Source organism: Alsobacter sp., assembly GCF_059501845.1.
The window spans coordinates 268,883-294,376 of record NZ_JCACDK010000011.1 but is presented as its reverse complement, the minus strand read 5'-3'; the positions used below and the strand labels follow the sequence as shown (position 1 = coordinate 294,376).

The following is a 25,494-nucleotide window of genomic DNA, read 5'->3' as shown; positions in this document are numbered from 1 at the left end:
CCCGAAAGGCAAGACATGTCCGCTTCCCCTACGCGTCCCTTTGACCTCGAGGCAATCCGGGCCGAATTCCCGATCCTTGCCAAGGAGGTCTACGGCAAGAAGCTCGTCTATCTCGACAATGCCGCATCGGCGCAGAAGCCCCGGCAGGTGATCGACCGGATGGTTTATGCCTACGAGCATGAATACGCCAATGTTCACCGCGGCTTGCACTACCTCGCGAACGCTGCGACCGAGGCGTTCGAGGATGCGCGCGAAAAGGTGAGAGGCTTCCTCAACGCCGAGAGCGTGGACGAGATCATCTTCACCCGCTCCGCGACCGAGGCGATCAATCTTGTAGCGTCGAGCTTCGGCGAGATGGCGATCCGCGAAGGCGACGAGATCGTCATCTCGATCATGGAGCACCACTCCAACATCGTGCCGTGGCACTTCCATCGTGAGCGCAAGGGCGCGGTCATCCGCTGGGCGCCGGTGACCGAGGACGGAGAGTTCCTGATCGAGGAGTTCGAGAAGCTCCTCAACGAGAACACCAAGATCGTCGCCATCACGCACATGTCGAACGTGCTGGGCACGATCACGCCGCTCAAGGAGATCATCCGGATCGCCCATTCGCGCGGGATCCCTGTCATGGTGGACGGCAGCCAGGGGGCCGTGCACCTGCCGGTGGACGTGCGCGACCTCGACGCCGACTTCTACGTCTTCACTGGGCACAAGGTGTACGGCCCGACAGGCATCGGCGTGCTCTACGGCAAGCGCAAATGGCTGGAAGTGATGCCGCCTTTCAATGGCGGCGGCGAGATGATCCGTGACGTGACACTCGACGACGTCACTTACGGCACGCCGCCGCATCGCTTTGAGGCCGGCACACCGCCGCTGGTGCAGGCGATCGGACTCGGCGCCGCCATCGACTGGATCAACTCGGTCGGCCGCGAAGCCATCCTCGCCCATGAGAACACGCTGCGGGACTACGCCATGGAGCGACTGGGGGCGATGAACTCGCTGCGCATCTTCGGCCGGGCGCGCGACAAGGGCGCCATCGTCGCCTTCGAGATGAAGGGGGCGCACGCGCACGACGTCGCCACGGTCATCGACCGCTCCGGCGTGGCGGTGAGGGCTGGTACGCATTGCGCGCAGCCACTGCTAGCCAAATATGGCGTAACGTCCACCTGCCGCGCCTCTTTCGCCGTCTACAATTCGCTGGATGAGGTCGACAGCCTTGTTTCGGCGTTGCAGAAGGCCGAAGCTCTCTTCGGGTGACGGGCCTCGGCCCGCCACGCATCGCCCCCGGAAGCCATGCCATGACCCAGTCCAGCGACACGATCGAGCCGAACCGGCCCGACATCGACATTCCCTCGGTGCTGCCGCCGGAGGAAATCGACCGGCTGACGGATGCCATCGTGGCAGCGCTGAAGTCGGTCTATGACCCCGAGATCCCGGCCGACATCTACGAACTCGGCCTCGTCTACCGCGTCGACCTCGATGACGAGCGCAACGTCGCCATCGACATGACGCTGACGGCGCCGGGGTGTCCGGTCGCCGGAGAAATGCCAGGCTGGGTCGAGAATGCCGTGGCGGCCGTCCCGGGCATCCAGTCGGTGAAGGTCAACATGGTCTTCGACCCGCCATGGGATCAGAGCCGCATGTCGGACGAGGCGCGCGTCGCGCTCGACATGTGGTGACCCTTCGCCTTTCGCGGCGCTGACAGGCGCCTGCCCGGGCCTTATATCACCGTGTCCGCAAGGCCATCGGAGATCGACATGACCGGCAGCGCTCGTTCCAGCGCCGACCTCGACCCGCGCCGCAGGCGCATCCTGTTCCGTGCCTGGCATCGCGGCACGCGCGAAATGGACCTGCTGATGGGCCAGTTCGCGGATGCCCATATCGATCGCCTCGGCGAAGCGGAACTCGACGTGTTCGAGGCGCTGATCGAGGTACCCGACCGTGACCTCTTCGCGTGGCTCACCGACGCGGCACAGGTACCGGAAAACTACGACACGCCCCTGTACCGCAGCGTCAAGGCGTTCCATACCCACCAGGGTCCGATCCACGTCTGAGGACGGATGACCCGATGCCGCCCCGGACCGCCGGGGCGGACCCAACCGAAGCGACATGGCCAAGACATCCCCCCTTCAGCGCGCCGCCGAGCGCATCCTCGCCGGCGACGGCCTGACCGTCTCCTCTGCCCCGGACGGCGTCGATTCGCTCGTCGCCGCCGACCTCGCGCGCGTGCTGGCCGCCAAGGGTCCGGAACGCCCGGCCGTTCTCGTCTACGTGGCCCGCGATGGACAGCGGCAAGCGCTCCTCGAGAACGGTCTCGCGTTCGCCGCTCCGGACGTCGAGGTGCTGTCCTTCCCCGCCTGGGACTGCCAGCCCTACGACCGGGTGTCGCCCAATCCCGCTGTCGCCGCGCGGCGCATGACGGTGCTGTCGCGTCTCGCACGCTCACGCTCGGGCGAAGACCGGCCGCGCATTCTCACCACCACCGTCAACGCCATCGTCCAGCGCGTGCCGCGCCTGAAGCGGGTGGCCGGCGAGTCCTTCTCGGCTGCGCCAGGCAACATGGTGGACGTGCAGGAGCTCGCCGCCTGGCTGGAGACGAACGGTTTCCAGCGCACGTCGACGGTGCGCGAGACCGGCGAATACGCGGTACGCGGCGGCATCGTCGACCTCTTCGCGCCCGGGGTTCCCTCGCCGGTGCGGCTGGACTTCTTCGGCGACACGCTCGAATCGATCCGCAGCTTCGATCCCGAGACGCAGCGGACTATCGGACAGCTTCGCGCGCTGGACCTTGTCCCGATGTCGGAGGTGCAGCTCACCACCGAGACGATCCGCCGCTTCCGGCAGGCCTACATCGCCCGCTTCGGCACGCCGGGACGCGATGACACGCTGTACGAGGCGGTGAGCGAGGGCCGGCGCCATCCCGGGCTCGAACACTGGCTGCCCTTGTTCCAGGACGGGCTCGACACGCTGTTCGACTATTGCGGCGGAGCCCCCGTGCTCCTCGATCCGCTGGCCGAGGATGCCGTCGGCGAGCGGCTGGCGCAGGTGAAGGACTATTACGACGCCCGCAAGTCCGGCCTCGACAAGCCTGCGGCGGGGCAGGGCGCGCCCTACAAGCCGCTGCCGCCCGACCAGCTCTACCTTGCTCCCACCGAATGGTCCGAGCGGTTGGCGACGTCCACCGTCGTGCGGCTGACGCCTTTCGCCCGGCCCGAAACGCCCAACGATATCGACGTCGGCGGCCGGCAGGGCCGGATCTTTGCTGCGGAGCGCGAGCAGGAAGGGGAGAGCGGCGGCAACGTGTTCGACGCGGCCGTCGCCCATGTGAAGGCGCTGCAAGGGGCGGGCAAGCGCGTCATCGTCGCCGCGTGGTCGGAAGGCTCCCGCGAGAGGCTCTCGCACGTGCTGGCCGACCACGGACTGTCCGGGGCGCTGCCGGTCAACACGCTGGCGCATGCCACGGCGCACCCTCGCAACGTCGCCACTCTCGCCATCTGGGGACTGGAGACGGGCTTTGAGACGCCGGACCTCGCCGTCATCGGCGAGCAGGACATTCTCGGCGACCGGCTCATCAGGCGGGCCCGCAAGTCGCGCCGGGCGCAGGACATCATCGCCGAGGTCGGCAGCCTCTCCCAGGGCGACCTCGTCGTCCATGTCGACCACGGCATCGGCCGCTTCGTCGGGCTGAAGACGATCGATGCGGCCGGGGCCCCGCACGATTGCCTCGAGATCCATTACGCGGGGGGCGACAAGCTCTTCCTGCCGGTCGAAAACATCGAGCTCCTCTCCCGCTACGGCTCGGAGGACACGGAGGTCGCGCTCGACCGGCTGGGCGGCGGCGCGTGGCAGGCCCGGAAGGCCAAGCTGAAGCAGCGCATCCGCGAGATGGCGCATGCGCTGATCAAGATCGCCGCCGCGCGCGCCCTGCACGAGGCGCCGCGCCTCGTGCCGCAGGCGGGGCTCTACGACGAGTTCTGCGCCCGCTTCCCCTATGACGAGACGGACGACCAGCAGAACGCCATCGACGCGACGCTGGACGACCTCGCCACCGGCCGGCCGATGGACCGCCTGATCTGCGGCGACGTCGGCTTCGGCAAGACCGAGGTGGCGCTGCGGGCCGCCTTCGCGGCGGCGCTCGCGGGACGGCAGGTGGCTGTCGTCGTGCCGACGACCCTTCTCGCCCGCCAGCATTTCAAGACCTTTGCCGACCGCTTCCACGGCCTGCCCGTCAAGGTCGCCCAGCTGTCGCGCTTCGTGCCCGCTGCCGAGCAGAAGACCGTGAAGGCGGGGCTTGCCGACGGAACGATCGACATCGTCGTCGGGACGCACGCTTTGCTGGGCAAGAGCATCGCCTTCAGGGACCTGGGCCTGCTCGTCGTCGACGAGGAGCAGCATTTCGGCGTCGGCCACAAGGAGCGCCTGAAGGAGCTGCGCGCCGAGATCCATGTTCTCACGCTGTCGGCGACGCCGATCCCGCGCACGCTGCAGCTCGCCCTCACGGGTGTTCGCGAACTCTCGATCATCGCCACGCCGCCGGTGGACCGGCTGGCCGTGCGCACCTTTGTGACGCCGTTCGATCCACTCATCGTTCGCGAGGCGCTGCTGCGCGAGCGCTATCGGGGCGGCCAGAGCTTCTACGTCTGCCCGCGCATCGAGGACATTGCGGAGGCGCGTGCCTTCCTCGCTGCCGAGGTGCCGGAGGCCAAGGTGGCCGTGGCGCACGGCCAGATGGCGGCAGGCGAGCTGGAGGACGTGATGACGGCCTTCTACGAGGGCCGCTACGACATCCTGCTCTCCACGGCCATCGTCGAGTCCGGCCTCGACATCCCGCGCGCCAACACGCTGATCGTGCATCGCGCCGACATGTTCGGCCTCGGCCAGCTCTACCAGCTGCGCGGCCGCGTCGGACGGTCAAAGACTCGCGCCTATGCGCTCTTCACGCTGCCCGCCAACCGCACCATCACGCCGCAGGCGGAACGCCGCCTGAAGGTGCTGCAGTCGCTGGACACGCTTGGGGCGGGCTTCCAGCTCGCGAGCCACGACCTCGACATTCGCGGCGCCGGCAATCTTCTCGGCGACGAGCAGTCCGGCCACATCAAGGAGGTGGGCTACGAACTCTACCAGCAGATGCTGGAAGAGGCGGTCACCCAGCTCAAGGCCGGCATTGCCGATGACGACGTCGTCGAGCAGTGGTCACCCTCCATCACCATCGGAACGCCGGTGATGATCCCCGAGGACTACGTGGCCGACCTGCACTTGCGGCTGGGGCTCTACAAGCGGCTCTCGCAGCTTCAGGAGGACGACGAAATCGAGGGGTTCGGGGCGGAGCTCATCGACCGGTTCGGCCCCCTGCCGGACGAGGTGCGCCAGCTTCTCGACATCGTCGCCATCAAGGCGCTGTGCCGGCGCGCCAATGTCGACAAGGTGGATGCCGGGCCCAAGGGGCTGATCGTGTCCTTCCGCGACAATGCCTTCGCCAATCCGGAAGGACTGGTGCGCTATGTCGGCGAGCAAGGCTCGCTCGCCAAGGTGCGGCCGGACATGCGGATCGTCTTCATCCGCGATTTCGAGACCGCCGAGCAGCGCCTGAAGGGAACGAACCAGATCCTGCGGCAGCTGGCCAGCATCGCCGGGACGAAGAAGGCCGCCTGACGCTGCTCTGGGGCGCGGGGTCCAGGCCAGCGACCGAGGGAGTTCCTGGATCCCGGCTCTCCGCTGCGCTTCGGCCGGGACGACAACAGGGCGTGGTTCTAGGCCTCGCCGCCTGCCAGCGCCTTGTCGATCACCTGGCCGAGCACTTCGGCCGACTGCGCGCCCGAGACGGCGTACTTGCCCACGACGATGAAGAACGGGACGCCCTGGACGCCGAGTTCCTGGGCCATCCGGATCTCCTCGCGCACGGCCTGGGCGTCCTCGCCGGTCTCCAGCCAGGCGCTGGTGCCCCCATCCAGGCCGGCCGCTTCAGCCAGCTCCGTCAGCACGGCGTGGTCGCCGATGTCCTGGCCCTTCTCGAAATAGGCCGAGAACAGCGCCTCCACCATCTCGTCGCCCCGGCCCTGCCCGGTGGCGTGGCGGATGAGGCGGTGGGCGTCGAGCGTGTTGGGCGAGCGCTCGATGGCATCGAAGGCGAAATCGATGCCCTCGGCCCGGCCGAACGCCTCGAGCCGTGCGTGGGCGTCGGCCAGCCGCGTGGACGAGCCGAACTTGCGGGTCATGTACTCCTGCCTGTCCATGCCGCCCGGCGGAATCGTCGCGTCCAGCTGGAAGGGCCGCCATCTGACGAGGGCCTTCAGGTCGGGCCTCGCCGCGAGGGCCTGCTCCAGCCGCCTCTTGCCGAGATAGCACCAGGGGCAGACCACGTCGGAGACGACGTCGATGGCGAAGGGTCCTGCGGACATGGCACTTCTCCTCGTGGACCGAACCGGCCGTCACACGATACGCGCTGCACCCGCGCCGAGGCCAGAGGTGGGCGTCGCCAGCACGATCTGGCCTTCACCGTCCGTCGCGACCTCGACCTCGGTGGCGAGCCAGTCGGTCTCGCGGTCTGGAAAGGTCTCGTGGATCCGGGTGGAGACCGCTGCCCCAGCGACCGAGACGATCCCGTCCTCCCCGGCACGGGCGGAGATGACGAGCGGCCCGTCGTCGTCGGGGATGCGGATCTCTCCGAGCGCCACGGTGGGTCGTCCGTCCTGCCCCCGGCGCGCGGCCAGGCTCCCACGCTCGCCGAGCGCAAGGACGTCGACGATCGGGCTCTGGAGCAGCCCTGCGGCGGCGGCGCGGTCGAAGCGGGCGGGTGGGCGGTGCACGATGACGGTGGACGCGACCGTAGTGCCGCCGAGTATGCCGGCCTCGCGCAACGGCGTTTCCAGCACGCTGGGCACGACGAGGTGAGCTCCCGCCGCGTCTTCGCCCAGCATGCGCATCAGCGTGGCAGACTCGAACAGGCCCAGCCCGAACAGCGCGCCACCCGTCAGCAGGACCGGCACGAGCCCCGTCACGATGCCGGCGAGGGACATGGGCGACAGAGTGGAGAGCACGCGGTCTCCCGCACCCACGCCGGCGCGGAGCACGAGACCAAGGGCCGCGGCAACCAGCGATTCCTGGTCGTGCCGGTAGAGCGCCAACGAGCCGCGCGTGCGCTCCAGCGTCACGAGGCCGAGCGGCCTGCCGGGGTCGAGCGGTTCTGCCCGGACAACGCGCGCCTCGGGCGCGTCCATCAGAGTCTCGTCGAGTGGCACGACGCCGGCCGGCAGCCTTGCGCCGAAGCCCAGGATGTAGCGCGGGCCGTTCTCGACGGCCGCCGCGCGCATCACCTCGGCCGGGCGCATGGGCCCCACCGCTCCCGCCGCGATCACCGCGTCGACGGCAATGGAGCGGAGGACATGCGCGGCCTCCGAACGGCTCAGCGTGGGCGGCAGCAGGCAGGGCACGAAGCCGGCCCGCAGCGTGCCGATGAGTGCGAGGGGCGCCTCGATCGTGGCACCGAGGCAGATGGCGACCGTCGCGCCCGGCTGCAGAGCCAGGCCGCCCAGCGCGATGGCCAGGCGATCGGCGGCCTCGTTGGCCTGCAGGTAGGTCAGCCGGCGCGCGGGTGCGATGGCGGAGAAAGGCGCCTCGCCGAAAGCGGTGGCATGGGCGTTGAGGTGGCAGGAGGAGGCGAAAAGGTCGACGAGAGACACGCCTGACCACGGCGCGGTCAGCGCCGAAACCGGGTCATGGGCCAGCGCGTCGCTCACGTCCAACACACAATCCTGCGCAGCGTCTGCGGTGATGTTGCCGCTCACCGTGATTCGCGCCAGAGCGCATCAGCCTGAAACCCGAAAAGAGGCGTGGATTCAGGTCGACGCACCGCCGCAGTATGCGCGATCCACTGGTCCGGCTGGTTATACAGCGGAATCACATAGAACTGGGAGAGAAGAATCCTGTCGAGGGCCCGCACAGCGTCGACGAAATCCTCGCGGCGGCGCGCTGCGACCATCGCGTCGACGGCGGCATCCACCGCGGGATTGCGGGCACCCGCGTAATTCAGCGAGCCCGCGCGATCCGCGGCCTTGCTGGACCAGCGATTGTACTGCTCGTTTCCGGGTGAGGGCGACGATCCCCAGGTGAACTGGATCATGTCGAAGTCGAAGTTCGACAATCTCCGCCAGTACTCGACATTGTAGACGTAGCGCACCGTCATGTTGACGCCGATGCGCGCCAGGGCGCGGGAGAAATTGATGGCCAGGCGCTCCTGCAGCCGCGTGGAGGCCAGGAACTCAAACTGGAACGCCTCGCCCTTCGCGTTCCGGAGTACGCCGTCCTGCAGTGTCCAGCCGGCCTGGGCGAGGAGGTCGAGCGCCTTGCGCGCGAGGTCCCTGTCCCGGCCGCTGCCGTCTCCGCCGGCGGGATGCCATGTGCCGTCGAGGATTTCGGGCCTTACCGCATCGGGGAAGGCGGCCAGGATCGCTCGTTCGCCTTCCGAGGCCGGGCGGCCGCTCGAGGACAGGTCGGATCCCTCGAAGAAGCTCGTCGTGCGGGCATAGACGCCGTTGAACAGCGTCCGGTTCACCCACTCGAAGTCGAAGAGATAGCCCAGGGCCTCGCGCACGCGGGCGTCCTCGAACACCGGCCGGCGCGTATTGAAGACGAAGGCGTTCATGCCCTTCGGCGTGCGGACCGGCAGGGGATCCTTCACCACCGTGCCGTCGCGGAACGCGGGAAAGTCGTAGCCGGTGGTCCATCGCGTCGGGCTGTCCTCGATGCGGACATCGACAAGCCCGCCCTTGAAGGCCTCGAACAGCGTGTTGGCGTCGAGGTAATAATCGTAACGGATCTCGTCGGCATTGTAGCGGCCGCGTGAGGTCGGCAGGTCCTTGCCCCAGTAGCCGGGGTTGCGCCGGAAGGTGATGCTCTCTCCCGGCCGGACGGTCTCGATGACGTAGGGACCCGACCCGATCGGCGGAGCCAAATTGGTCTCCTCGAAGCGCCCTTCGTCCGTGGCGTGCCTGGGCAGGACCGGCATCAGAGCCAGGATCAGCGGAAGCTCGCGGTTGTTCGCGCCCGTCAGATCGAATCGGACCGTGTAGGGGTCCGGCGCCTCCGCCGACTTTGCCATGCCGTACCAGCTGCGCAGGTTGGGCTTGCCCTTCCGCTTCAGCAGATCCCAGGAGAACAGCACGTCCTCCGCCGTCACAGGCTTGCCGTCCGAGAAGCGGGCGGCGGGATCGAGGCGGAAGGTGACGGAGCTGCGGTCGTCGGGTGTCTCGATCGAGGAAGCGATCTGCCCGTAAAGGCTGAAGGGCTCGTCGGCGGACCGGGCCATCAGGCTCTGCCACACGAGGCCGCCATTGATCGGCCCGACGCCCTCGGCGGCGATGCCGATCACCGAGTAAGGGTTGAGCGTGTCGAAGGTGCCGAGCATGCCGAAGACGATTCGGCCGCCCTTCGAGGCTTCCGGGTTCACATAGGGGTAGTGCTGGAAGCCCGCGGGGAGGGCGGGCTCGCCGTGCATGGCGATGCCGGGAGCCTGGGCACGCGCGCCGCCTCCGCCCAGCACGGCCTGGGCCGGCGCGAGGGCGAGGAGGGAGAGCAGGAAGGCCAGCCTTTTCAGCACGCAGGAGGTCCCGATTCGGGCGCGCGGCCGCCCGCGCGCGCAGCGGAACTATCGCCCGCGGTGCCTGCATCGCAACACTTGTTGCTGGAAACGTGACCAGCGAACCTGTATGAGCAAGCCGCGTGTCATCGTCTCGCCGTATTGGGCCCCGATGCAGCGGGCCCGTGTCCGGGTCCAGGCCGTGCTGGCCGATGCCGGAGCCTCCCGAGACCGTAGAGGGAAGATCGAATGTCTTTTGACGTGACGTCCACAGGCGTGCGCCGCATCATGCTGGCTGCTGCCGTCGTTGCGGTGGCCGCAGGCCCGGCGCTCGCCCAGCAGACGCCCGCCAAGCCCGCTCCCGCCAAGCCCGCGCAGCCTGCTCAGGCTCCCGCTGCCCCCGCGCAGCCCGGAGCTCCCGGCCAGCCGGGTGCGCAGGCGCAGCCTGCAGGCCCCACCAATCTGGCGCTGAAGCCCGAGCCTTCCCAGGCGGACTGGGTCAAGGTCTGCAACAAGGATCCCTCGGGCAAGGAGCTGTGCTTCACCACGCGCGACTTCGTCACCGACCAGGGCCAGCCCGTCCTCGCCATTGCGGTCTACGAGGTGAAGGGCGACTCCAACCGGGTCATGCGCCTGATGCTGCCGGAAGGCTTCCTGATCCAGCCGGGCGTCCGCTTCTCGGTCGACACCGGCAAGGCCGACTCCGGCCGCTTCCAGATCTGCATGAACGCGTGCTTCGCCGAGGCGCAGGTGAACGACGCGGCGTTCGGGCAGATCAAGAAGGGCACGACGATGAACGTGACCGTGCAGAACCAGTTCGCACGGGAGATCACATTCCAGGCGCCGCTCGCCGGCTTCGCCAAGGCGTTCGATGGCCCGCCCATCGACCCGAAGGTGCTGGAGGCCCAGCAGAAGCAGCTGCAGGAGCAGATGCAGAAGCAGGCCGAGGAAATGCGCAAGAAGCTGGAGACGCAGGGCGGGGCCGCAGGCGGCGCCGCTCCCGCAGCCCCCGCGCCCGGCGCGGCCGCTCCGGCGACACCGCCGAAGCAGTAATCCGGCACCATACGCCGGTCCTGAACGACGCCCGGGCCAGCGCCCGGGCGTTTTCGTTGCAGGTGCCGGCCGGGCCGCTTGCCTTGACAAGGGCAACGCGCGCATGCGTTCTCCGCGCCGCGACGAGCCGCCTCGAAGGACCAATGCCATGCACCGCTACCGTTCCCACCGCTGCGGCGATCTGCGCGAGAGCGATGTCGGCCAGCAGGTCCGCCTGTCCGGCTGGTGTCACCGCATCCGCGACCACGGTGGCGTGCTCTTCATCGACCTGCGCGACCACTACGGCATGACGCAATGCGTCGTGGATCCCGACTCTCCGGCGTTCGGCGATGCCGAGAAGTTGCGGGCCGAATGGGTGGTGCGGTTCGACGGCAAGGTGCGCAAGCGGCCGGAAGGCACTGAGAACGCTGATCTCCCGACGGGTGCTGTGGAGGTGTTCGTCACCGAGATCGAGGTTCTCGGCGCATCGGCGGAGCTGCCGCTCCAGGTGTTCGGAGACCAGCCCTATCCGGAGGAGACCAGGCTCCGCTACCGCTTCCTCGACCTTCGCCGCGAGAGCCTGCACCGCAACATTATGACCCGCGTCTCGGTCGTCGACAGCCTGCGCACGCGCATGAAGCAGTCGGGCTTCAACGAGTTCCAGACGCCGATCCTGACCGCCTCCTCGCCCGAAGGCGCGCGCGACTTCCTCGTCCCCTCGCGCCTCCACGCCGGCAAGTTCTACGCCCTGCCGCAGGCGCCGCAGCAGTACAAGCAGCTTCTGATGATGGCGGGGTTCGACCGCTACTTCCAGATCGCCCCCTGCTTCCGCGACGAGGATCCTCGCGCCGACCGACTGCCGGGCGAGTTCTACCAGCTCGACCTGGAGATGAGCTTCGTCACGCAGGACGATGTTTTCGCTGCGATGGAGCCGGTGATCTCAGGCATCTTCGAGGAGTTCGGCGGCGGTCGGCCGGTGACGAAGAACTGGCCGCGCATCCCGTATGCGGAAGCCATGCGCAAGTACGGGTCGGACAAGCCGGACCTGCGCAACCCGCTCGTCATGCAGGACGTCTCGGACCACTTCCGCGGATCGAACTTCAAGGTCTTCGCGCGCATGCTCGAGGACGCGAAGAACCAGGTCTGGGCCATCCCTGGCCCGGGTGGCGGCTCGCGGGCCTTCTGCGACCGCATGAACAGCTGGGCGCAGGGCGAGGGCCAGCCGGGGCTGGGCTACATCATGTGGCGCGACGGTGCCGGTGCGGGGCCGGTCGCCAACAATATCGGCCCGGAGCGGACCGAGGCTATCCGTGCCCAGCTCGGCCTCAAGGATGGCGATGCGGCTTTCTTCGTCGCGGGCGACCCGGACAAGTTCGTGAAGTTCGCGGGCTCCGCGCGCACCAAGATCGGTACCGACCTGAACCTCGTCGACGAGAACCGCTTCGAGCTCGCGTGGATCGTCGACTTCCCGATGTTCGAATGGAACGAGGACGAGAAGAAGGTCGATTTTTCGCACAACCCGTTCTCCATGCCGCAGGGCGGGCTGGAGGCCCTGCAGACGCAGGACCCGCTCGCCATCAAGGCGTTCCAGTACGACATCGCCTGCAACGGCTACGAGCTTGCGTCCGGCGGCATCCGCAACCATCGCCCCAAGGCGATGGTCAAGGCCTTCGAGATCGCCGGCTATGGCGAGGAGACGGTGATCGAGCGCTTCGGCGGCATGTACCGCGCCTTCCAGTATGGCGCCCCGCCCCATGGCGGCATGGCGGCCGGCATCGACCGCATCGTCATGCTGCTCTGCGGCGCGCAGAACCTGCGCGAGGTCGCCCTGTTCCCGATGAACCAGCAGGCGCTGGACCTGCTGATGGGAGCGCCCTCGGAGGCGACGCCGAAGCAGCTGCGCGAGCTGCACCTGCGGCTGAACGTGCAGGAGAAGTGAGGGCAGGAGCAGGGCGGCACGCGGAGGTTGCGCCGCCTCCCGTCCAGCCCCTAAAGCTGACGCCGTGCCGGACCCTGCCCCGCCCCTCGACTCACCAGATACCGCGGCGGTCCTCACCGCCGTCATCGTGTCCTACGACAGTGCCGATGCCCTGCCGGAATGCCTCGCCGCTCTGAAGCGCGAGGGCGTGCCTGCGATCGTCGTCGACAACGCCAGCGCGGACCGCTCCGCCGCGATCGCCCGCGAGGCGGGAGCGACGGTGGTGGCGATGCGGGCCAACGAGGGCTTTGGCCGGGCCATGAACGCGGGTATCCGCGCCGCGTCCTCCGAACTCTGCCTTTTGGTCAATCCCGATCTCGTGCTGGAGGAGGGGGCCGCTGCTGCGCTGGTCGAGGCTGCGCGGTTCTACCCCGATGCAGGTCTCCTCGCCCCCCGCCTCATCGAGCCGGGCGGGCGCTTCTTCTTCCAGCGCCGGTCCCTGCTCGCGCCCTACCTCCGCAACGAGAAGAATCGCCCCTGCGTGCCGGAGGGCGACTGCTGCGCGCCCTTCCTGTCCGGCGCGGCACTCGTGGTTAGGCGCGAGCAGTTTCTCGCCATGGGCGGCTTCGACGAGAGGATCTTCCTGTTCTACGAGGACGACGATCTCTGCCGGAGGGTGGCGGACGCAGGGCTCGCACTCGTCCATGTCCATGCGGCGGTTGCCCGGCATGGGCGGGGCCGCTCCACCGCCGCCCGGCCCGGGCGGGTTCTGCGGGCGCGCTGGCACCTCGCCTGGTCGCGCTGCTACGTCGCCCGGAAGTATGGACTGCGCAACGCCGCGTGGGGGCTCGTCCTCGCGCATCTGCCGCGGGCGTTCCTCGGCTTCGTGCTGGGGCGGCGCAAATGGTTCGAACGGCACGGCGGCACCGTGGCCGGCGCGCTCGCCTTCCTGCGCGGGCTCGATGCCTTCGACGAGAAGGGCAGGGCGCGGTGAGCCCCCTGCATCGCAGCTCCGTCTTGCACCAGCTTTACGCTCCCCCTCCCGCGGCCTAGACACGGGATGCGCCGATGGGCGCGAGGAGGATCCATGGCGGCTGGCATGTCCGACGACCTGCGCTCCGGTGCGCTCGTCTATCACCGCTCCCCCAAGCCGGGGAAACTCGAGATCCAGGCGACGAAGCCGCTCGGCAACCAGCGCGACCTCGCGCTCGCCTACTCGCCGGGCGTGGCCGCGCCCTGCGAAGCCATCGCCGCCGATCCCGACATGGCGGCCGAGTACACGTCACGCCAGAACCTCGTCGCCGTCGTCACAAACGGCACGGCCGTGCTCGGCCTGGGCGACATCGGTCCGCTTGCCGCAAAGCCGGTGATGGAGGGCAAGGCGGTTCTCTTCAAGAAGTTCGCCGGAATCGACGTCTTCGACATCGAGGTCGCGGAGAAGGAGGTCAGCCGCCTCGTCGACGTGGTGGCGGCCCTGGAGCCGACATTCGGCGGCATCAACCTCGAGGACATCAAGGCGCCCGAGTGCTTCGAGGTCGAGGCGCAGCTGCGCGCGCGCATGGCCATTCCGGTCTTCCACGACGACCAGCATGGCACGGCGATCATCGTCGGCGCCGCCGTCACCAACGCGCTTGAGATCGCCGGAAAGAACATCGCGGACGTGAAGATCGTCGCGTCGGGAGCCGGGGCGGCTGCTCTCGCCTGTCTCAACCTGCTGGTGTCGCTCGGGGCGAGACGGGAGAACATCTTCATCACCGACATCGAGGGTGTCGTCCATGTCGGCCGCACGGCTCTGATGGACCGCTGGAAGGCCGCCTTCGCGCAGGACACGACAGCGCGCACGCTCGACGACGTCATAGGCGGGGCCGACGTGTTCCTGGGGCTGTCCGCAGGGGGTGTGCTCAAGCCCTCGATGGTGGCGCGCTTGGGGGACAAGCCGCTGATCCTCGCGCTCGCCAATCCCAACCCGGAGATCATGCCGGAGGAGGCGAGGGCGGTGCGACCGGACGCCATGATCTGCACCGGGCGGTCGGACTATCCCAACCAGGTCAACAACGTCCTGTGCTTCCCCTACATCTTCCGGGGAGCGCTGGACGTGGCGGCGACCACCATCGACGAATCGATGAAGCACGCCGCCGTCGAGGCCATCGCCCACCTCGCGCGCGAGGCGCCGTCCGACGTGGCGGCACGCGCCTATGGCGGGGAGATGAAGACGTTTGGGGCGGACTCGCTGATCCCGAGCCCCTTCGATCCCCGGCTGATCCTCCGTATCGCCCCCGCCGTCGCGAAGGCGGCGATGGCGGCCGGGGTGGCGCGACGGCCCATCACCGACTTCGACGCCTATACCGAGCAGCTCTCGCGCTTCGTCTTCCGCTCCGGCTTCATCATGAAGCCGCTCTTCACCCAGGCGAAGGCCGCGCCCAAGCGCGTCATCTATGCCGACGGGGAGGACGAGCGCGTGCTTCGCGCGGCGCAGGTGGCACTGGAGGAGGGGATCGCCACGCCGATCCTCGTCGGCCGCCCGGCGGTCATCGAATCGCGTTGCGAGCGCTACGGCCTGACGATCCGGCCGGGGCTCGACCTGGCCATCGTCAATCCCGAGGACGATCCCCGCTACCGCGACTACGTGGCCACCTTCGTCGAGCGATCAGGCCGGCGCGGCATCACTCCGGACGCCGCCCGCGCGCTCGTGCGGACCTCGACCACCGTCATCGCCGCCGTTGCCGTGGTGCGCGGCGACGCCGATGCGATGATCTGCGGGCTGGAGGGACGCTTCCAATCCAAGCTGCGGCTGATCCGGGACATTATCGGCACGGCCGAGGGAGTGCGCGACTTCTCGTCGATGTCGCTGCTGATCACCACGAAGGGCAACTACTTCCTGGCCGACACGCACATCCGCCAGAACCCCACCGCCGAGGAGATCGCCGACACGGCGATCCGCTGTGCCGCCCACGTCGAGCGCTTCGGGATCGTGCCGAAGATCGCCCTCGTCAGCCATTCCGACTTCGGCGAGGCGGACACGCCCTCCGCCTGCAAGATGCGCGAGGCACTGGCGATGATCCGGGCCAGGGCGCCCGAGCTCGAATGCGACGGGGAGATGCAGGGTGACACGGCCCTGTCGCAGCTGGTGCGCGACCGCAAGCTGCCGCACTCCACCCTGAAGGGGGAGGCGAACCTGATGATCCTCCCGAACCTCGACGCGGCCAACGCGGCCTACCAGTTCATCCGCGTCCTCGCGGACGCGCTGCCGATCGGACCGATCCTGATCGGCCCGGCCCTGCCGGCGCATATCCTGACACCGTCGGTGACGGCGCGCGGCGTCGTCAACATGACGGCGCTGGCGGTCGTCGAGGCCCAGGTCCGGGCGGAGAGGGGTGCCTGACCCCTTCCGGTACCGCCGTAATCACTCCGCTCTGGCGGAGAGATCCACGGCTTCCAGGAGGGCCTGAGGGTCGTTCTGGGCCGCCATGAAGTCTGCCACGCCGAGACCCTCGACGGACTTCGCCTTTGCGTCGACGGTCAGTCGGTTGGGCTTCAGCAAAAACTTGGCCACCGCAGCGGCGACCTGCTTGGCCTGCGCGCCGCCGCCGAGGAACATCGGGATCCCGATCTGGGCGGCTGCGCCCAGTTCCTTGCGCATCTGGCCGGCGCTCTTGCCCTGCTTCTTCGCCTCGCGCTCGATGAGCTTCTCGAACAGCCCCTTGTTCTCCAGGGCGATGCTCAGGCCCTTCACCGTCGCGCCGAGGAGTGCCACCTGCGCGGCAGCCTGGTCCTCGGAGAACACCTCGCTGGAGACGTTGCCGAAGGTGCCCTTGACGTTCACCGAGCCCATGTTGACGCCCTGCGCGCCCAGGCTGGAGATGACGAAGTCGCTGGTGTCCTTGTTCCAGCGCCCGTCGAGCACGGCTGACACGTCGATGGCCGAGTAGCCCATGGCGACGAGGTCCTTGAGGCCGTCCTCCTTGCTGTCGGGCGGAACCGTCATGGCGAGGTTGTCGACCTTCAGGCTCACGGCGGTCGGAACCCCCTCGAACTCCTCGCCCGTCGCGATCTCGAACTGCTTGACGCCGAACTTGATGTTGGGCGCGGCGGGGTTTGCGGCACGTGCCTTTTCGTCGGGCACGTCGAGATCGACGCCGCGGAATGTGAGGGTGCCCAGCTTCGGCATGAAGCGGCGGGCCGAGTTCTGCAGCTCCGACGTTTCCATGGAGGGATTGCCCAGCGTGTCCCGCAGGGCCTTCAGAGTCGGTTCGTAGGACCAGCCGGTATGGGCGATTTCGCCGATGCGGACCTTGCCGTCCTTGGCCTGCACGTCGACGCCCTCGACGCGGAATGCGGCTGGCTTCCCGCCCCCGGTACCCTCGAAGGCGATGCGCGCCACCTTCACCTTTGCGGACTTGGCGTCAGTCGTGTCCTCGCCCGTGATGTCGGTCGCCTCCATCAGACCGATGGAGAAGGAATCGAACATGTCCGCGATGGAATTCACGAAGCGGGCGCGCTCCTGCGGCGGCAGCTTGTCGATATCGTGCTTGCCCGCCCACTCCTTCACCATCGCCGTCCAGGGCTGCTTCGATGGCCGCGCCTTGACGTCCTTGCCGGCGAGGCGGCCGATGCCGAAGGTGCTGCCCTTGCCGGCCCGCCCGGTGATCCCCTCGATCGCAAAGTCGGAGTAGATGGTCTTCAGCTCTTCGGGAGCAGCTCCTGCCGCCTCGCCGTAGATCCGGGCGATCTGCACCATGTCGATGGCGCTGGCCGAAACCTTGCCGAAGGTGGCCGCCAAATTGTCCTCGCCGCCCTGGCTGGCAAAGGCTCCGTTGGAGGTGGAGAACCGCGCCGCGACGCCGTCCTTCACGTCCTCGATCCGCACGTCGCGGTACAGGACGGAGGAGGTCACGTCGCCCTGCTTCTGGCGCATCACCATCTCGGGAGAGGTGATGCTCGCCGCCGAGAGCCTGCGCAGCCGGTCCGAGAGGGATGCCGGAGCCGACTTGTCGAAGAGCGCCGCGATCTCCTCGCGGCTGCTGGACGTGCCCGAGACGGTCAGCGACTTCACCTGGTAGGTCTGGTTTCCGAACTCGACGGTGACGTCCTCGAGCGTCACATCGCCCGCGGCGTATGCCGGAGTGACGAGGGACCAGACACCCGGCAGCGTGACGCGGCCGACCTCGACCCTGGCTCCCGACCGGTCGTCAACCGCGAAACCCGACAGCGTGATGCGTCCGGACAGGGCGTCCACGGCGACCGTGCCGCGCGTGACGCGGGCACCGCCGGCCTCCACCGCGGCAGCCGCTGCCTCGATCTCGCCGCGGGCCCGGATCTCGACTGCCGCCTGTCCCGCGAGGATCGCGAGTGACACGCCGCCGGCCAGCACGGCGAATCGCTTCCTGATAGTCATCCTGCTCTCCGTCAGCTGCGACGCCGGCCTGAGCCACGCCGCGCATGCAACATCATGCGCTGATTTTCATAAGGCAGGATCCGTAAAGAACGTGTCGCGGGTGCGGCGGTGCGGCCGCACACCCTGCGCGCGGGCGGTCAGGCCGCCTCGGCGTAGGACCTCAGGATGGCCTCGATGTCGGCTTGGCCCGGCAGGCCGCTTTCGTTTCCGAGGTGCTGGATCTTGAAGGTGGAGGCGGCGCGCGCGAAGGCGAAGTGCTCGGCCCAGGACAGGCCCTGGCGGGCCATGGCCGAGTACACGTAGGAGCCATGGAAGACATCGCCGGCGCCGCTCGTGTCGACGATGGCGGAGGGAGGGACGCGCAGCGGCGGCTGGTGGCGGACCGCGCCGCTCTCGTCGTACCAGAGCATGCCACGCTCGCCCATCGTGACGCCGCCGATGCGAACGCCCTTGGACTTCAGCAGGTCGAGGAGTTCGCCGGGGTTCACGGACAGCTGCTCGGCAAGTCGCTCCGCGCAAATGGCGACGTCGATGAAGTTCAGCAGTTCGTGTGTGTTTTCGCGGATACCGCCACCGTCGAGCGAGGTGAGGACACCGGCCTCCCGGCATTGCCGCGCGTAGTGCAGGGCCGCGTCGGCCTGATGTCCGTCGAGATGCAGGGCGCGGCAGCCCTTGAGGTTGAGCGTGGGGAACGGGTGGAGATAGTCGTCGTCGCGGCAGCGGATGATGGCGCGCTTGCCGTTGTTCGGCAGCACGAAGGACAGCGAGCTCTCGCGCACCTTCCGGCCATGCACGGGGATGCGGTACTTCGACGCCATGTCGAGGAACATGCGCCCCAGCCAGTCGTCGGCCAGCGAGGTCAGCAGGTCCGGGACGATCCCCAGCTTGGCGCAGCAGAAGGCTGCCGTGACGGCATTGCCGCCGAAGGAGACGGCATAATCGCGCGCCACGGTTTTCTCGTCGCCCGTCGGCATGCTGTCTGCGACGAAGGTGACGTCGATATAGGTCTGGCCGATAAAAAGGGCGTCCATCACAATCGTTCCGCTCTCGGGCGTCAGGGCAATCTGCGATCGGATGTCCGCAGGCGTCCGGCACGTACCCCGCACGTGCCGCCCGGCCGTGAACCCGGCCGATGAATCATTTTACCCGACGCGCGGCGTCAAGCCCATGGGATGGACCACGTAGGAGAGGAATTTCGGAACGGACCCGGTGGACGGCGCGGGCATCACGGCCCCGCCGCACACGGTCCTCAAACGGGCCTGAACGGCCGTGTCAGATCGAGAAGCTCGTCCCACACCCGCACGAAGCCGTGGCATTGGGGTTCGTGACGCGAAAGGACTGGCCCATCAGGTCGTCCACGAAGTCGAGCGTCGAGCCCTGGAGGAACGGGATGGAGACCGGATCGACCAGGACCGTCGTCCCATCCCTCTCGATTGCGATGTCGTCGGGCTGACGCCGCGTGTCGAAGCCGAACTCGTACTGGAACCCGGAACAGCCACCGCCATTGACGCTGACGCGAAGCATCGATCCCTGCGGCTCTTTAGCCATCAGCGTGGCGATGCGCCGTGCAGCGCGTTCGGTGACGGCGAGTGGTTCTGCGAGCGTGGCGTCCATGGAGCCTCCGGAGGGGCGACCGGTCCTGCGGGCGGGCCGCGTTGCGGCCTTGCCACCCGTGTCGCCCTGAACGTATGTCCGGAGAGCTTTGACTTCAACCGGAGGGGACCGGTGGCCGAGACGCGGACGGGACCGGCGGTGCCGCCCAGACCCTTCGACCGGTGGCGCGCGGCCTATGCCGCCGATCCCTCCGAGTCGCGCGGGCGGCTTGTGCCGGAGGCGAGTTCCCCCACACGCAGCGAGTTCCAGCGCGACCGCGACCGCATCGTCCACGCCACCGCCTTCCGTCGCCTGAAGCACAAGACCCAGGTCTTCGTGTTTCACGAAGGCGATCACTTTCGCACCCGCCTCACACATACCATCGAGGTGGCCCAGATCGCCCGCGCGCTCGCCCGCGCCTTGGGTCTCGACGAGGATCTGGCGGAGGCGCTGGCGCTCTCTCACGATCTCGGCCACACGCCTTTCGGGCATACCGGCGAAGAGGCGCTGGACGATAGCATGCGCGACTTCGGCGGTTTCGACCACAACGCCCAGGCGCTGCGCATCGTGACCAGGCTCGAGCACCGCTATGCGGCTTTCGACGGGCTCAATCTGACCTGGGAGACGCTGGAAGGGCTCGTGAAGCACAACGGGCCGCTGGTCGACCGGGACGGCAAGCCGCTCGCGCGCTACGCGGAACGGGGTGTTCCCGGCGCCATCCTAGACTATGACGCCCGGCATGACCTGAAGCTGTGGAGCCATGCCTCCGCCGAGGCGCAGGCCGCCGCCATCGCCGACGACATCGCCTACGACGCGCATGACATCGACGATGGATTGCGTGCCGGGCTGTTCCAGCTGGAGGACCTGCGCGCCGTCCCGTTCCTCGCCGGGCTGCTCGACGAGATCGGGGCGCAGTGGCCGGGGCTGCAGGCCTCGCGCGCCATCCATGAACTCGGGCGGCGGGTCATCACGCGCTTCGTCGAGGACGTGATCGGGGAGGGCGGCCGGCGGCTGTCCGCCCTCGGAGCCATGTCCGCCGACGCGGTGCGCCTCGCTCCGGAGCCGGTGCTGGTCTTCACAGCGGAACTGGCGCAGGCCGACAAGGACATCAAAGCCTTCCTCTTCGCCAACATGTACCGCCACGCCGCGGTGATGCGGGTGCGGCGAGATGCCGACGGGGTCGTACGAGACCTGTTCAACCGCTTCATGGAGGATCCCGCAGCGATGCCGCAGGAGTGGCGCACGCCTGGCCGGCCGCGGGACAGGGCGCATCTGGCACGTCGCGTCGCCGACTACATCGCCGGCATGACCGACCGCTACGCACTCCAGGAACATCGCCGCCTGTTTGACGAGACCCCTGAACTGCGTTAGGCGCGCCGTGCCCGGGCGTGACGCGGCTTCGCCGCCGCGCCCACCCTGTTTTGCCGGGTCCGCCATGAACATCTTCGACGTCTACCAGCAGCGCATTGCCGCCGTGATCGACACACTCGGCCGCGACGGCACCCTGCCGGCAGGGCTCGACACGGGCCGGATCGTGGTGGAGCCGCCGCGCGATGCCGCCCATGGCGACCTCGCGACCAATGCCGCGATGGTTCTCGCGAAGGACGCGCGGATGAACCCGCGCATGCTGGCAGAGACGATCGCACGCGCCGTGCAGGCCGAGCCGGGCGTGGTGTCCGCCGAGGTGGCGGGGCCCGGTTTCATCAACATCCGCCTGCATGAGGACGTGCTCCGCGACGTCGTGCTCGCAATTCTCGCCTTCGGGGACGGATTTGGCCGGCTGCGGCCGGAGCACCCCGCGAACGTCAACGTCGAGTACGTCTCGGCCAATCCGACGGGGCCGATGCATGTCGGGCACGGTCGCGGTGCCGTGTTCGGCGATGCCCTGGCCACCCTGCTGGCCTATGCCGGGCAGAACGTGGCGCGCGAGTACTACATCAACGACGCCGGGGCGCAGGTGGACGTGCTCGCCCGCTCCGCCTTCCTCCGCTACAGGGAGGCGCTCGGCGAGGACATCGGGGCGATCCCAGAGGGGCTCTATCCCGGTGACTACCTGAAGCCGGTCGGCGAGGCGCTCGCCGCCGAGCACGGCCGCGCGCTGCTGGACCAGCCCGAGGCACAGTGGCTACCGGTGGTGCGGCGCAAGGCCATCGACATGATGATGGACCGGATCCGGGAGGATCTGGCCGCCCTCGACATCCGGCACGACGTCTTTTTCTCCGAACGCTCGCTCCAGGAAGGCCCGGTCGACAGGATCGCGGCCACGATCGAGAGCCTCCGGCAGCGCGGTTTCGTCTACCAGGGCCGGCTCGAGCCGCCGAAGGGCCAGCCTCCGGAGGACTGGGAGGACCGCGAGCAGACGCTGTTCCGGGCGACGCAGTTCGGCGATGACGTCGACAGGCCGCTGCTGAAGTCGGACGGCTCCTACACCTACTTCGCCGCCGACATCGCCTACCACGCCTCCAAGTTCCTGCGTGGCTTCACCGTCCTCATCGATATCTGGGGCGCCGACCACGGCGGCTACGTCAAGCGCATGAACGCCGCCGTGAAAGCGGTGACAGAGGGCAAGGCCGAGCTTGACGTTAAGCTTTGCCAGCTTGTCAGGCTGCTGAGGAATGGCGAGCAGGTGAAGATGTCGAAGCGGGCGGGCGAGTTCGTCACGCTGCGCGACGTCGTGGACGAGGTGGGCCGTGACGCCGTCCGCTTCATGATGCTCTTCCGGAAGAACGACGCGACGCTCGACTTCGACCTCGGCAAGGTCATCGAGCAGTCGAAGGACAACCCCGTCTTCTACGTCCAGTACGCCCACGCCCGCTGTTGCTCCGTGTTCCGGCAGGCTTTCGGCGCCTTCCCCGAGGGTCTTCCCTCCCTGGAAGGATTGTCGCTCACCGATCTCGCACCGCTGCGCGACGAGGCCGAGATGGCGCTGATCAGGAAGCTCGCCCAGTATCCCAGGATCGTGCAGTCCGCTGCGGCCGCGCACGAGCCTCACCGTGTCGCGTTCTACCTTTACGACCTCGCGAGCGACTTTCACTCGCTCTGGAACAGGGGCAAAGAAGCGCCTCATTTACGCTTTGTTATCGAAACTGATAAACTCTCCTCCGTCGCGAGGCTGGCCCTGGTGAAGACCGTCATGACGGTCGTCGCCTCGGGACTGTCGATCCTCGGGGTCGGCGCGCCGGACGAAATGCGCTGAGGGGCGTGCGGAGGGCCGGAAGGCTCGCCGTGCTGCGGTCGAAGACGGTCTTCGAACATCCTCCAGCGCAGCAAGAGACCGCATGCGGCCCGACCGCGGCGGCCAGTTGGAGCGAGACCGCCCATGAACGACCTCAACCGCGACCGCGCGATCATCGACCTGGACGAGCTGGAGCGCCAGTTGCGGGAGGCTGGTTCAGCACGCCGCACGGAAGCCGCGGCTGCACCGCAGGAAGATCCGCTTGCCGAGCTGGCACGAATCGTCGAGCAGGACGACCCCTATCGGCAGGTCTGGTCGCGAGCGGCGCGGGACAGCCGCGTCGAGCCCTCGCTCGGAACAGCCGACGAGGCCGATGACCCCTTCGCCGAGCCGATGCATCACCGGCGTGCCGAGCCCGTGTCCGGGGACGATCCCTACCACATGCCGGCCGAGCCGGACGACGCCCAGTGGGGAGAACTGCGCGCCGGCAGCCATCCGCGGCCCCTGCTGGCCGAGGCCGCCCGCCATGAATCGGAGTACCGGCAGGCCGACAGCGAGCCTGAATATGCCGATGAGGGCGTGCTGCCTCCCCACCCGGTCGCCTACGAGCAGGCGGCCGAGGCCGGCGGAAAGAGCCGCCGCGGACTGGCCATTGCCGCGGCAGTCGCCGTTCTCGTGCTGGGCGGCGGCGCTGCGGCGCTGATGTTGCGCGGTCACTCCGGTACCGTCATGGCGTCGGGCGAGCCGCCGGTCATCCAGGCCGATACCGGCCCCGCCAAGATCCACCCGGAAAACCCGGGCGGCGTCGAGGTCCCGAACCAGGATCGCCAGATCTACGAGCGCACCGCCGAGCAGCCGGCCCCGGTCAAGATCGTGGGCCATAGCGAGCAGCCGGTCGACGTGGCGCAGGCGCCGAAGGCGGAGCCGGGCCGCTCGATCATCCCGGCGCCGTCCACCGAGCCCGCCTCGACGGCAACGACGCCTCAGCCCTCCGGTGAGCCCGCCCTGCAGCGCGGCGTCGACAATCCGGTCCTGGCCGCCTTGGCGCCGCGCCGGGTGAAGACGGTCTCGGTCCGCCCCGACGGCACGATCATCGACCCGCATTCCCCGTCGATCAACGCGCCGGCCTCGACGCAGGTCGCATCCCTTGCCGATGCGGTGCCGTCCAACGTGCCGGCCTCGACGGCCTCGACGGGTGCCGCGCCCTCGATCAACTCGCTCGCTTCGGGCGTGACGCCGGCGCCCGCGCCGAAGCCGAAGGTGCAGGCGGCGCCGACCACCACCGCCACGCCAGTGAAGCAGGCGGCTGCTGATCCCGTTGCTGCCGCCGCTCCTGCAAAGCCGAAGCCCGCCCAGGGTGCCCGCGTGGCCGCGGTGGACCCCGCCGAGGCTACTCCCGCCGCCGCGTCGGCACCCACCGCCGCGGCTCCGTCCGGGACGTTCTCCGTGCAGCTCGCCGCCCCCGCCTCCGAGCAGGAGGCCCGTGACACGGCGAGCCGCCTCGGCAAGCGGTTCGCCGGCGAACTCGGCGGCCTCAAGCCGGGCATCCGCCAGGCCGAAGTCAACGGCAGGTCGATCTGGCGCGTAAGGGTCGGGGCCATCGGCCGCGACGAGGCGACGGCGCTGTGCACGAAGATCCAGGGCGCCGGAGGCCAATGCTTCGTCGCCAAGAACTGACGGGCCGCGTCTGACGCTGCCGTCCACCGCATTCGACGCCGCCGGCGATGCCCGGCGGCGTTGTGCGTTGACGCCCCCCGCCGGCCCGTTCTAAGCGCGGTGACATGGCTATACGCGCTTTCATTTCCGGGTGTGCGGGCAAGACGCTCTCCGACGACGAGATCGCCTTTTTCCGCGAGGCAGAGCCGTGGGGACTCATCCTTTTCCGCCGCAATGTGGACTCACCGGAGCAGGTGAGGGCGCTCACCGCGTCGTTCCGTGAGGCCGTGGGCCGGGCCGAAGCTCCCGTGCTCGTCGACCAGGAGGGCGGGCGCGTGCAGCGCCTGACCACGCCGCACTGGCGAGCCTATCCGTCGGCCGCGACGCTGGGCTCCATGGCGGCGAACGATCCGTTGACCCGGCGCGAACTGGTGCGGCTGACCGCGCGGCTGCTGGCGGCGGACCTGCGGGCGGTCGGCATCACGGTCGACTGCATGCCGGTGCTGGACGTGCCAGTCCCCGGGGCGCACGGGGTGATCGGTGACCGCGCCTACGCCCAGACTGCCGAAGAGGTCGCCGTTCTCGCACGCGCTGCCGCCGAAGGCCTGCTGGCCGGCGGCGTGCTGCCCGTCGTCAAGCACGTCCCAGGGCACGGGCGGGCCCGGGCCGACAGCCACGAGGCGCTGCCCGTTGTGGACGCGAGCGCGGCCGAGCTCGAGGGCCACGACTTCGTGCCGTTCGCCATCCTCGCCGACATGCCGGCCGCCATGACCGCCCATGTCGTCTTCACGGCGCTCGATCCGTCCTCGCCGGCCACGACGTCGCGCAAGGTGATTCGCTCCGTGGTGCGCGGGCGGATCGGGTTCGGTGGCCTCCTGATGTCGGACGACCTCTCCATGAAGGCGCTCACGGGTACGCTCGGGGAGAGGGCTGCCGCAGCACTGCGCGCGGGCTGCGATCTCGGCCTGCACTGCAGCGGAAACCTGCAGGAGATGCAGGAGGTTGCCGCAAGCGCGCCAGTGCTCGCCGGTGCCTCCCGCCGGCGAGCGGAGGCGGCGCTGGCCCGGATCCGGCATGTGCCCGAGCCGCTCGACGCCGAGGAAGCCCACAGCCGTCTCGATGCTGCCCTTGCGGCGGTGGCCTGAGCCGCCCAA

General features: G+C 68.7%; 18 protein-coding genes. 12 read left to right on the top strand and 6 right to left on the bottom strand.

Translation table 11 applies throughout. The features are described from left to right. Positions 1-15: 15 nt before the first annotated feature. The 4 genes from AC5JCN_RS08830 (at position 16) to mfd (ending at position 5,649) form a co-directional block, all read left to right on the top strand. On the top strand, positions 16-1,254 hold the full coding sequence (locus AC5JCN_RS08830) for a cysteine desulfurase (protein ID WP_495754665.1): 1,239 nt from the start codon (positions 16-18) through the stop codon (positions 1,252-1,254). A gap of 41 nt (positions 1,255-1,295) precedes the next feature. Continuing rightward, positions 1,296-1,676, top strand: coding sequence for an SUF system Fe-S cluster assembly protein (locus AC5JCN_RS08825; RefSeq protein WP_495754664.1), 381 nt, complete (start codon positions 1,296-1,298; stop codon positions 1,674-1,676). 78 nt (positions 1,677-1,754) lie between these two features. Further along, positions 1,755-2,051, top strand: a complete 297-nt coding sequence (locus AC5JCN_RS08820; protein WP_495754663.1) for an FAD assembly factor SdhE — start codon at positions 1,755-1,757, stop codon at positions 2,049-2,051. Positions 2,052-2,106: 55 nt separating this feature from the next. Beyond that, the gene (mfd, locus tag AC5JCN_RS08815; protein ID WP_495754662.1) at positions 2,107-5,649 is read left to right on the top strand and encodes a transcription-repair coupling factor; all 3,543 of its coding nucleotides are present in this window, start codon (positions 2,107-2,109) and stop codon (positions 5,647-5,649) included. Between the two features lie 98 nt (positions 5,650-5,747). Here the strand turns inward: mfd and AC5JCN_RS08810 are convergent, their stop codons facing one another. From AC5JCN_RS08810 to AC5JCN_RS08800, 3 genes are read right to left on the bottom strand one after another with little or no spacing between them, the layout of a single operon-like run. Next, the gene (locus AC5JCN_RS08810; RefSeq protein ID WP_495754661.1) at positions 5,748-6,395 is read right to left on the bottom strand and encodes a DsbA family oxidoreductase; all 648 of its coding nucleotides are present in this window, start codon (positions 6,393-6,395) and stop codon (positions 5,748-5,750) included. A gap of 30 nt (positions 6,396-6,425) precedes the next feature. After that, the gene (locus tag AC5JCN_RS08805) at positions 6,426-7,733 is read right to left on the bottom strand and encodes an AMP-binding protein (protein WP_495754952.1); all 1,308 of its coding nucleotides are present in this window, start codon (positions 7,731-7,733) and stop codon (positions 6,426-6,428) included. 44 nt (positions 7,734-7,777) lie between these two features. Further along, positions 7,778-9,592 (bottom strand): extracellular solute-binding protein, encoded by a 1,815-nt coding sequence (locus AC5JCN_RS08800; RefSeq protein WP_495754660.1) that lies wholly within the window; start codon positions 9,590-9,592, stop codon positions 7,778-7,780. Positions 9,593-9,820: 228 nt separating this feature from the next. Between AC5JCN_RS08800 and AC5JCN_RS08795 the strand changes: the two genes are divergently transcribed. The 4 genes from AC5JCN_RS08795 (at position 9,821) to AC5JCN_RS08780 (ending at position 15,903) form a co-directional block, all read left to right on the top strand. Further along, entirely contained in the window at positions 9,821-10,624 is an 804-nt protein-coding gene (locus tag AC5JCN_RS08795) for an invasion associated locus B family protein (RefSeq protein WP_495754659.1), read from the top strand. Between the two features lie 148 nt (positions 10,625-10,772). Continuing rightward, positions 10,773-12,542, top strand: coding sequence for an aspartate--tRNA ligase (gene aspS / locus AC5JCN_RS08790; protein ID WP_495754658.1), 1,770 nt, complete (start codon positions 10,773-10,775; stop codon positions 12,540-12,542). 64 nt (positions 12,543-12,606) lie between these two features. Next, positions 12,607-13,515, top strand: coding sequence for a glycosyltransferase family 2 protein (locus AC5JCN_RS08785; protein WP_495754657.1), 909 nt, complete (start codon positions 12,607-12,609; stop codon positions 13,513-13,515). 93 nt (positions 13,516-13,608) lie between these two features. Then, entirely contained in the window at positions 13,609-15,903 is a 2,295-nt protein-coding gene (locus tag AC5JCN_RS08780; protein WP_495754656.1) for an NADP-dependent malic enzyme, read from the top strand. 21 nt (positions 15,904-15,924) lie between these two features. On the opposite strand, the gene AC5JCN_RS08775 is transcribed toward AC5JCN_RS08780, so the two are convergent. From AC5JCN_RS08775 to erpA, 3 genes are all read right to left on the bottom strand, one after another. After that, on the bottom strand, positions 15,925-17,916 hold the full coding sequence (locus AC5JCN_RS08775) for an aq_1923 C-terminal domain (protein ID WP_495754655.1): 1,992 nt from the start codon (positions 17,914-17,916) through the stop codon (positions 15,925-15,927). Positions 17,917-18,053: 137 nt separating this feature from the next. Continuing rightward, positions 18,054-18,947, bottom strand: coding sequence for a sugar kinase (locus AC5JCN_RS08770; protein WP_495754654.1), 894 nt, complete (start codon positions 18,945-18,947; stop codon positions 18,054-18,056). Between the two features lie 241 nt (positions 18,948-19,188). Then, on the bottom strand, positions 19,189-19,530 hold the full coding sequence (gene erpA, locus AC5JCN_RS08765; protein WP_495754653.1) for an iron-sulfur cluster insertion protein ErpA: 342 nt from the start codon (positions 19,528-19,530) through the stop codon (positions 19,189-19,191). Between the two features lie 111 nt (positions 19,531-19,641). Here erpA and AC5JCN_RS08760 point away from each other — a divergent pair, with 111 nt between their 5' ends. The 4 genes from AC5JCN_RS08760 (at position 19,642) to nagZ (ending at position 25,485) form a co-directional block, all read left to right on the top strand. Further along, the gene (locus AC5JCN_RS08760) at positions 19,642-20,880 is read left to right on the top strand and encodes a deoxyguanosinetriphosphate triphosphohydrolase (RefSeq protein ID WP_495754652.1); all 1,239 of its coding nucleotides are present in this window, start codon (positions 19,642-19,644) and stop codon (positions 20,878-20,880) included. A 64-nt stretch (positions 20,881-20,944) separates the two neighbouring features. Beyond that, the gene (gene argS / locus AC5JCN_RS08755) at positions 20,945-22,705 is read left to right on the top strand and encodes an arginine--tRNA ligase (RefSeq protein WP_495754651.1); all 1,761 of its coding nucleotides are present in this window, start codon (positions 20,945-20,947) and stop codon (positions 22,703-22,705) included. Between the two features lie 123 nt (positions 22,706-22,828). Next, positions 22,829-24,361, top strand: a complete 1,533-nt coding sequence (locus tag AC5JCN_RS08750; RefSeq protein WP_495754650.1) for an SPOR domain-containing protein — start codon at positions 22,829-22,831, stop codon at positions 24,359-24,361. A gap of 104 nt (positions 24,362-24,465) precedes the next feature. Then, entirely contained in the window at positions 24,466-25,485 is a 1,020-nt protein-coding gene (nagZ, locus tag AC5JCN_RS08745; RefSeq protein WP_495754649.1) for a beta-N-acetylhexosaminidase, read from the top strand. Positions 25,486-25,494: the final 9 nt, after the last annotated feature.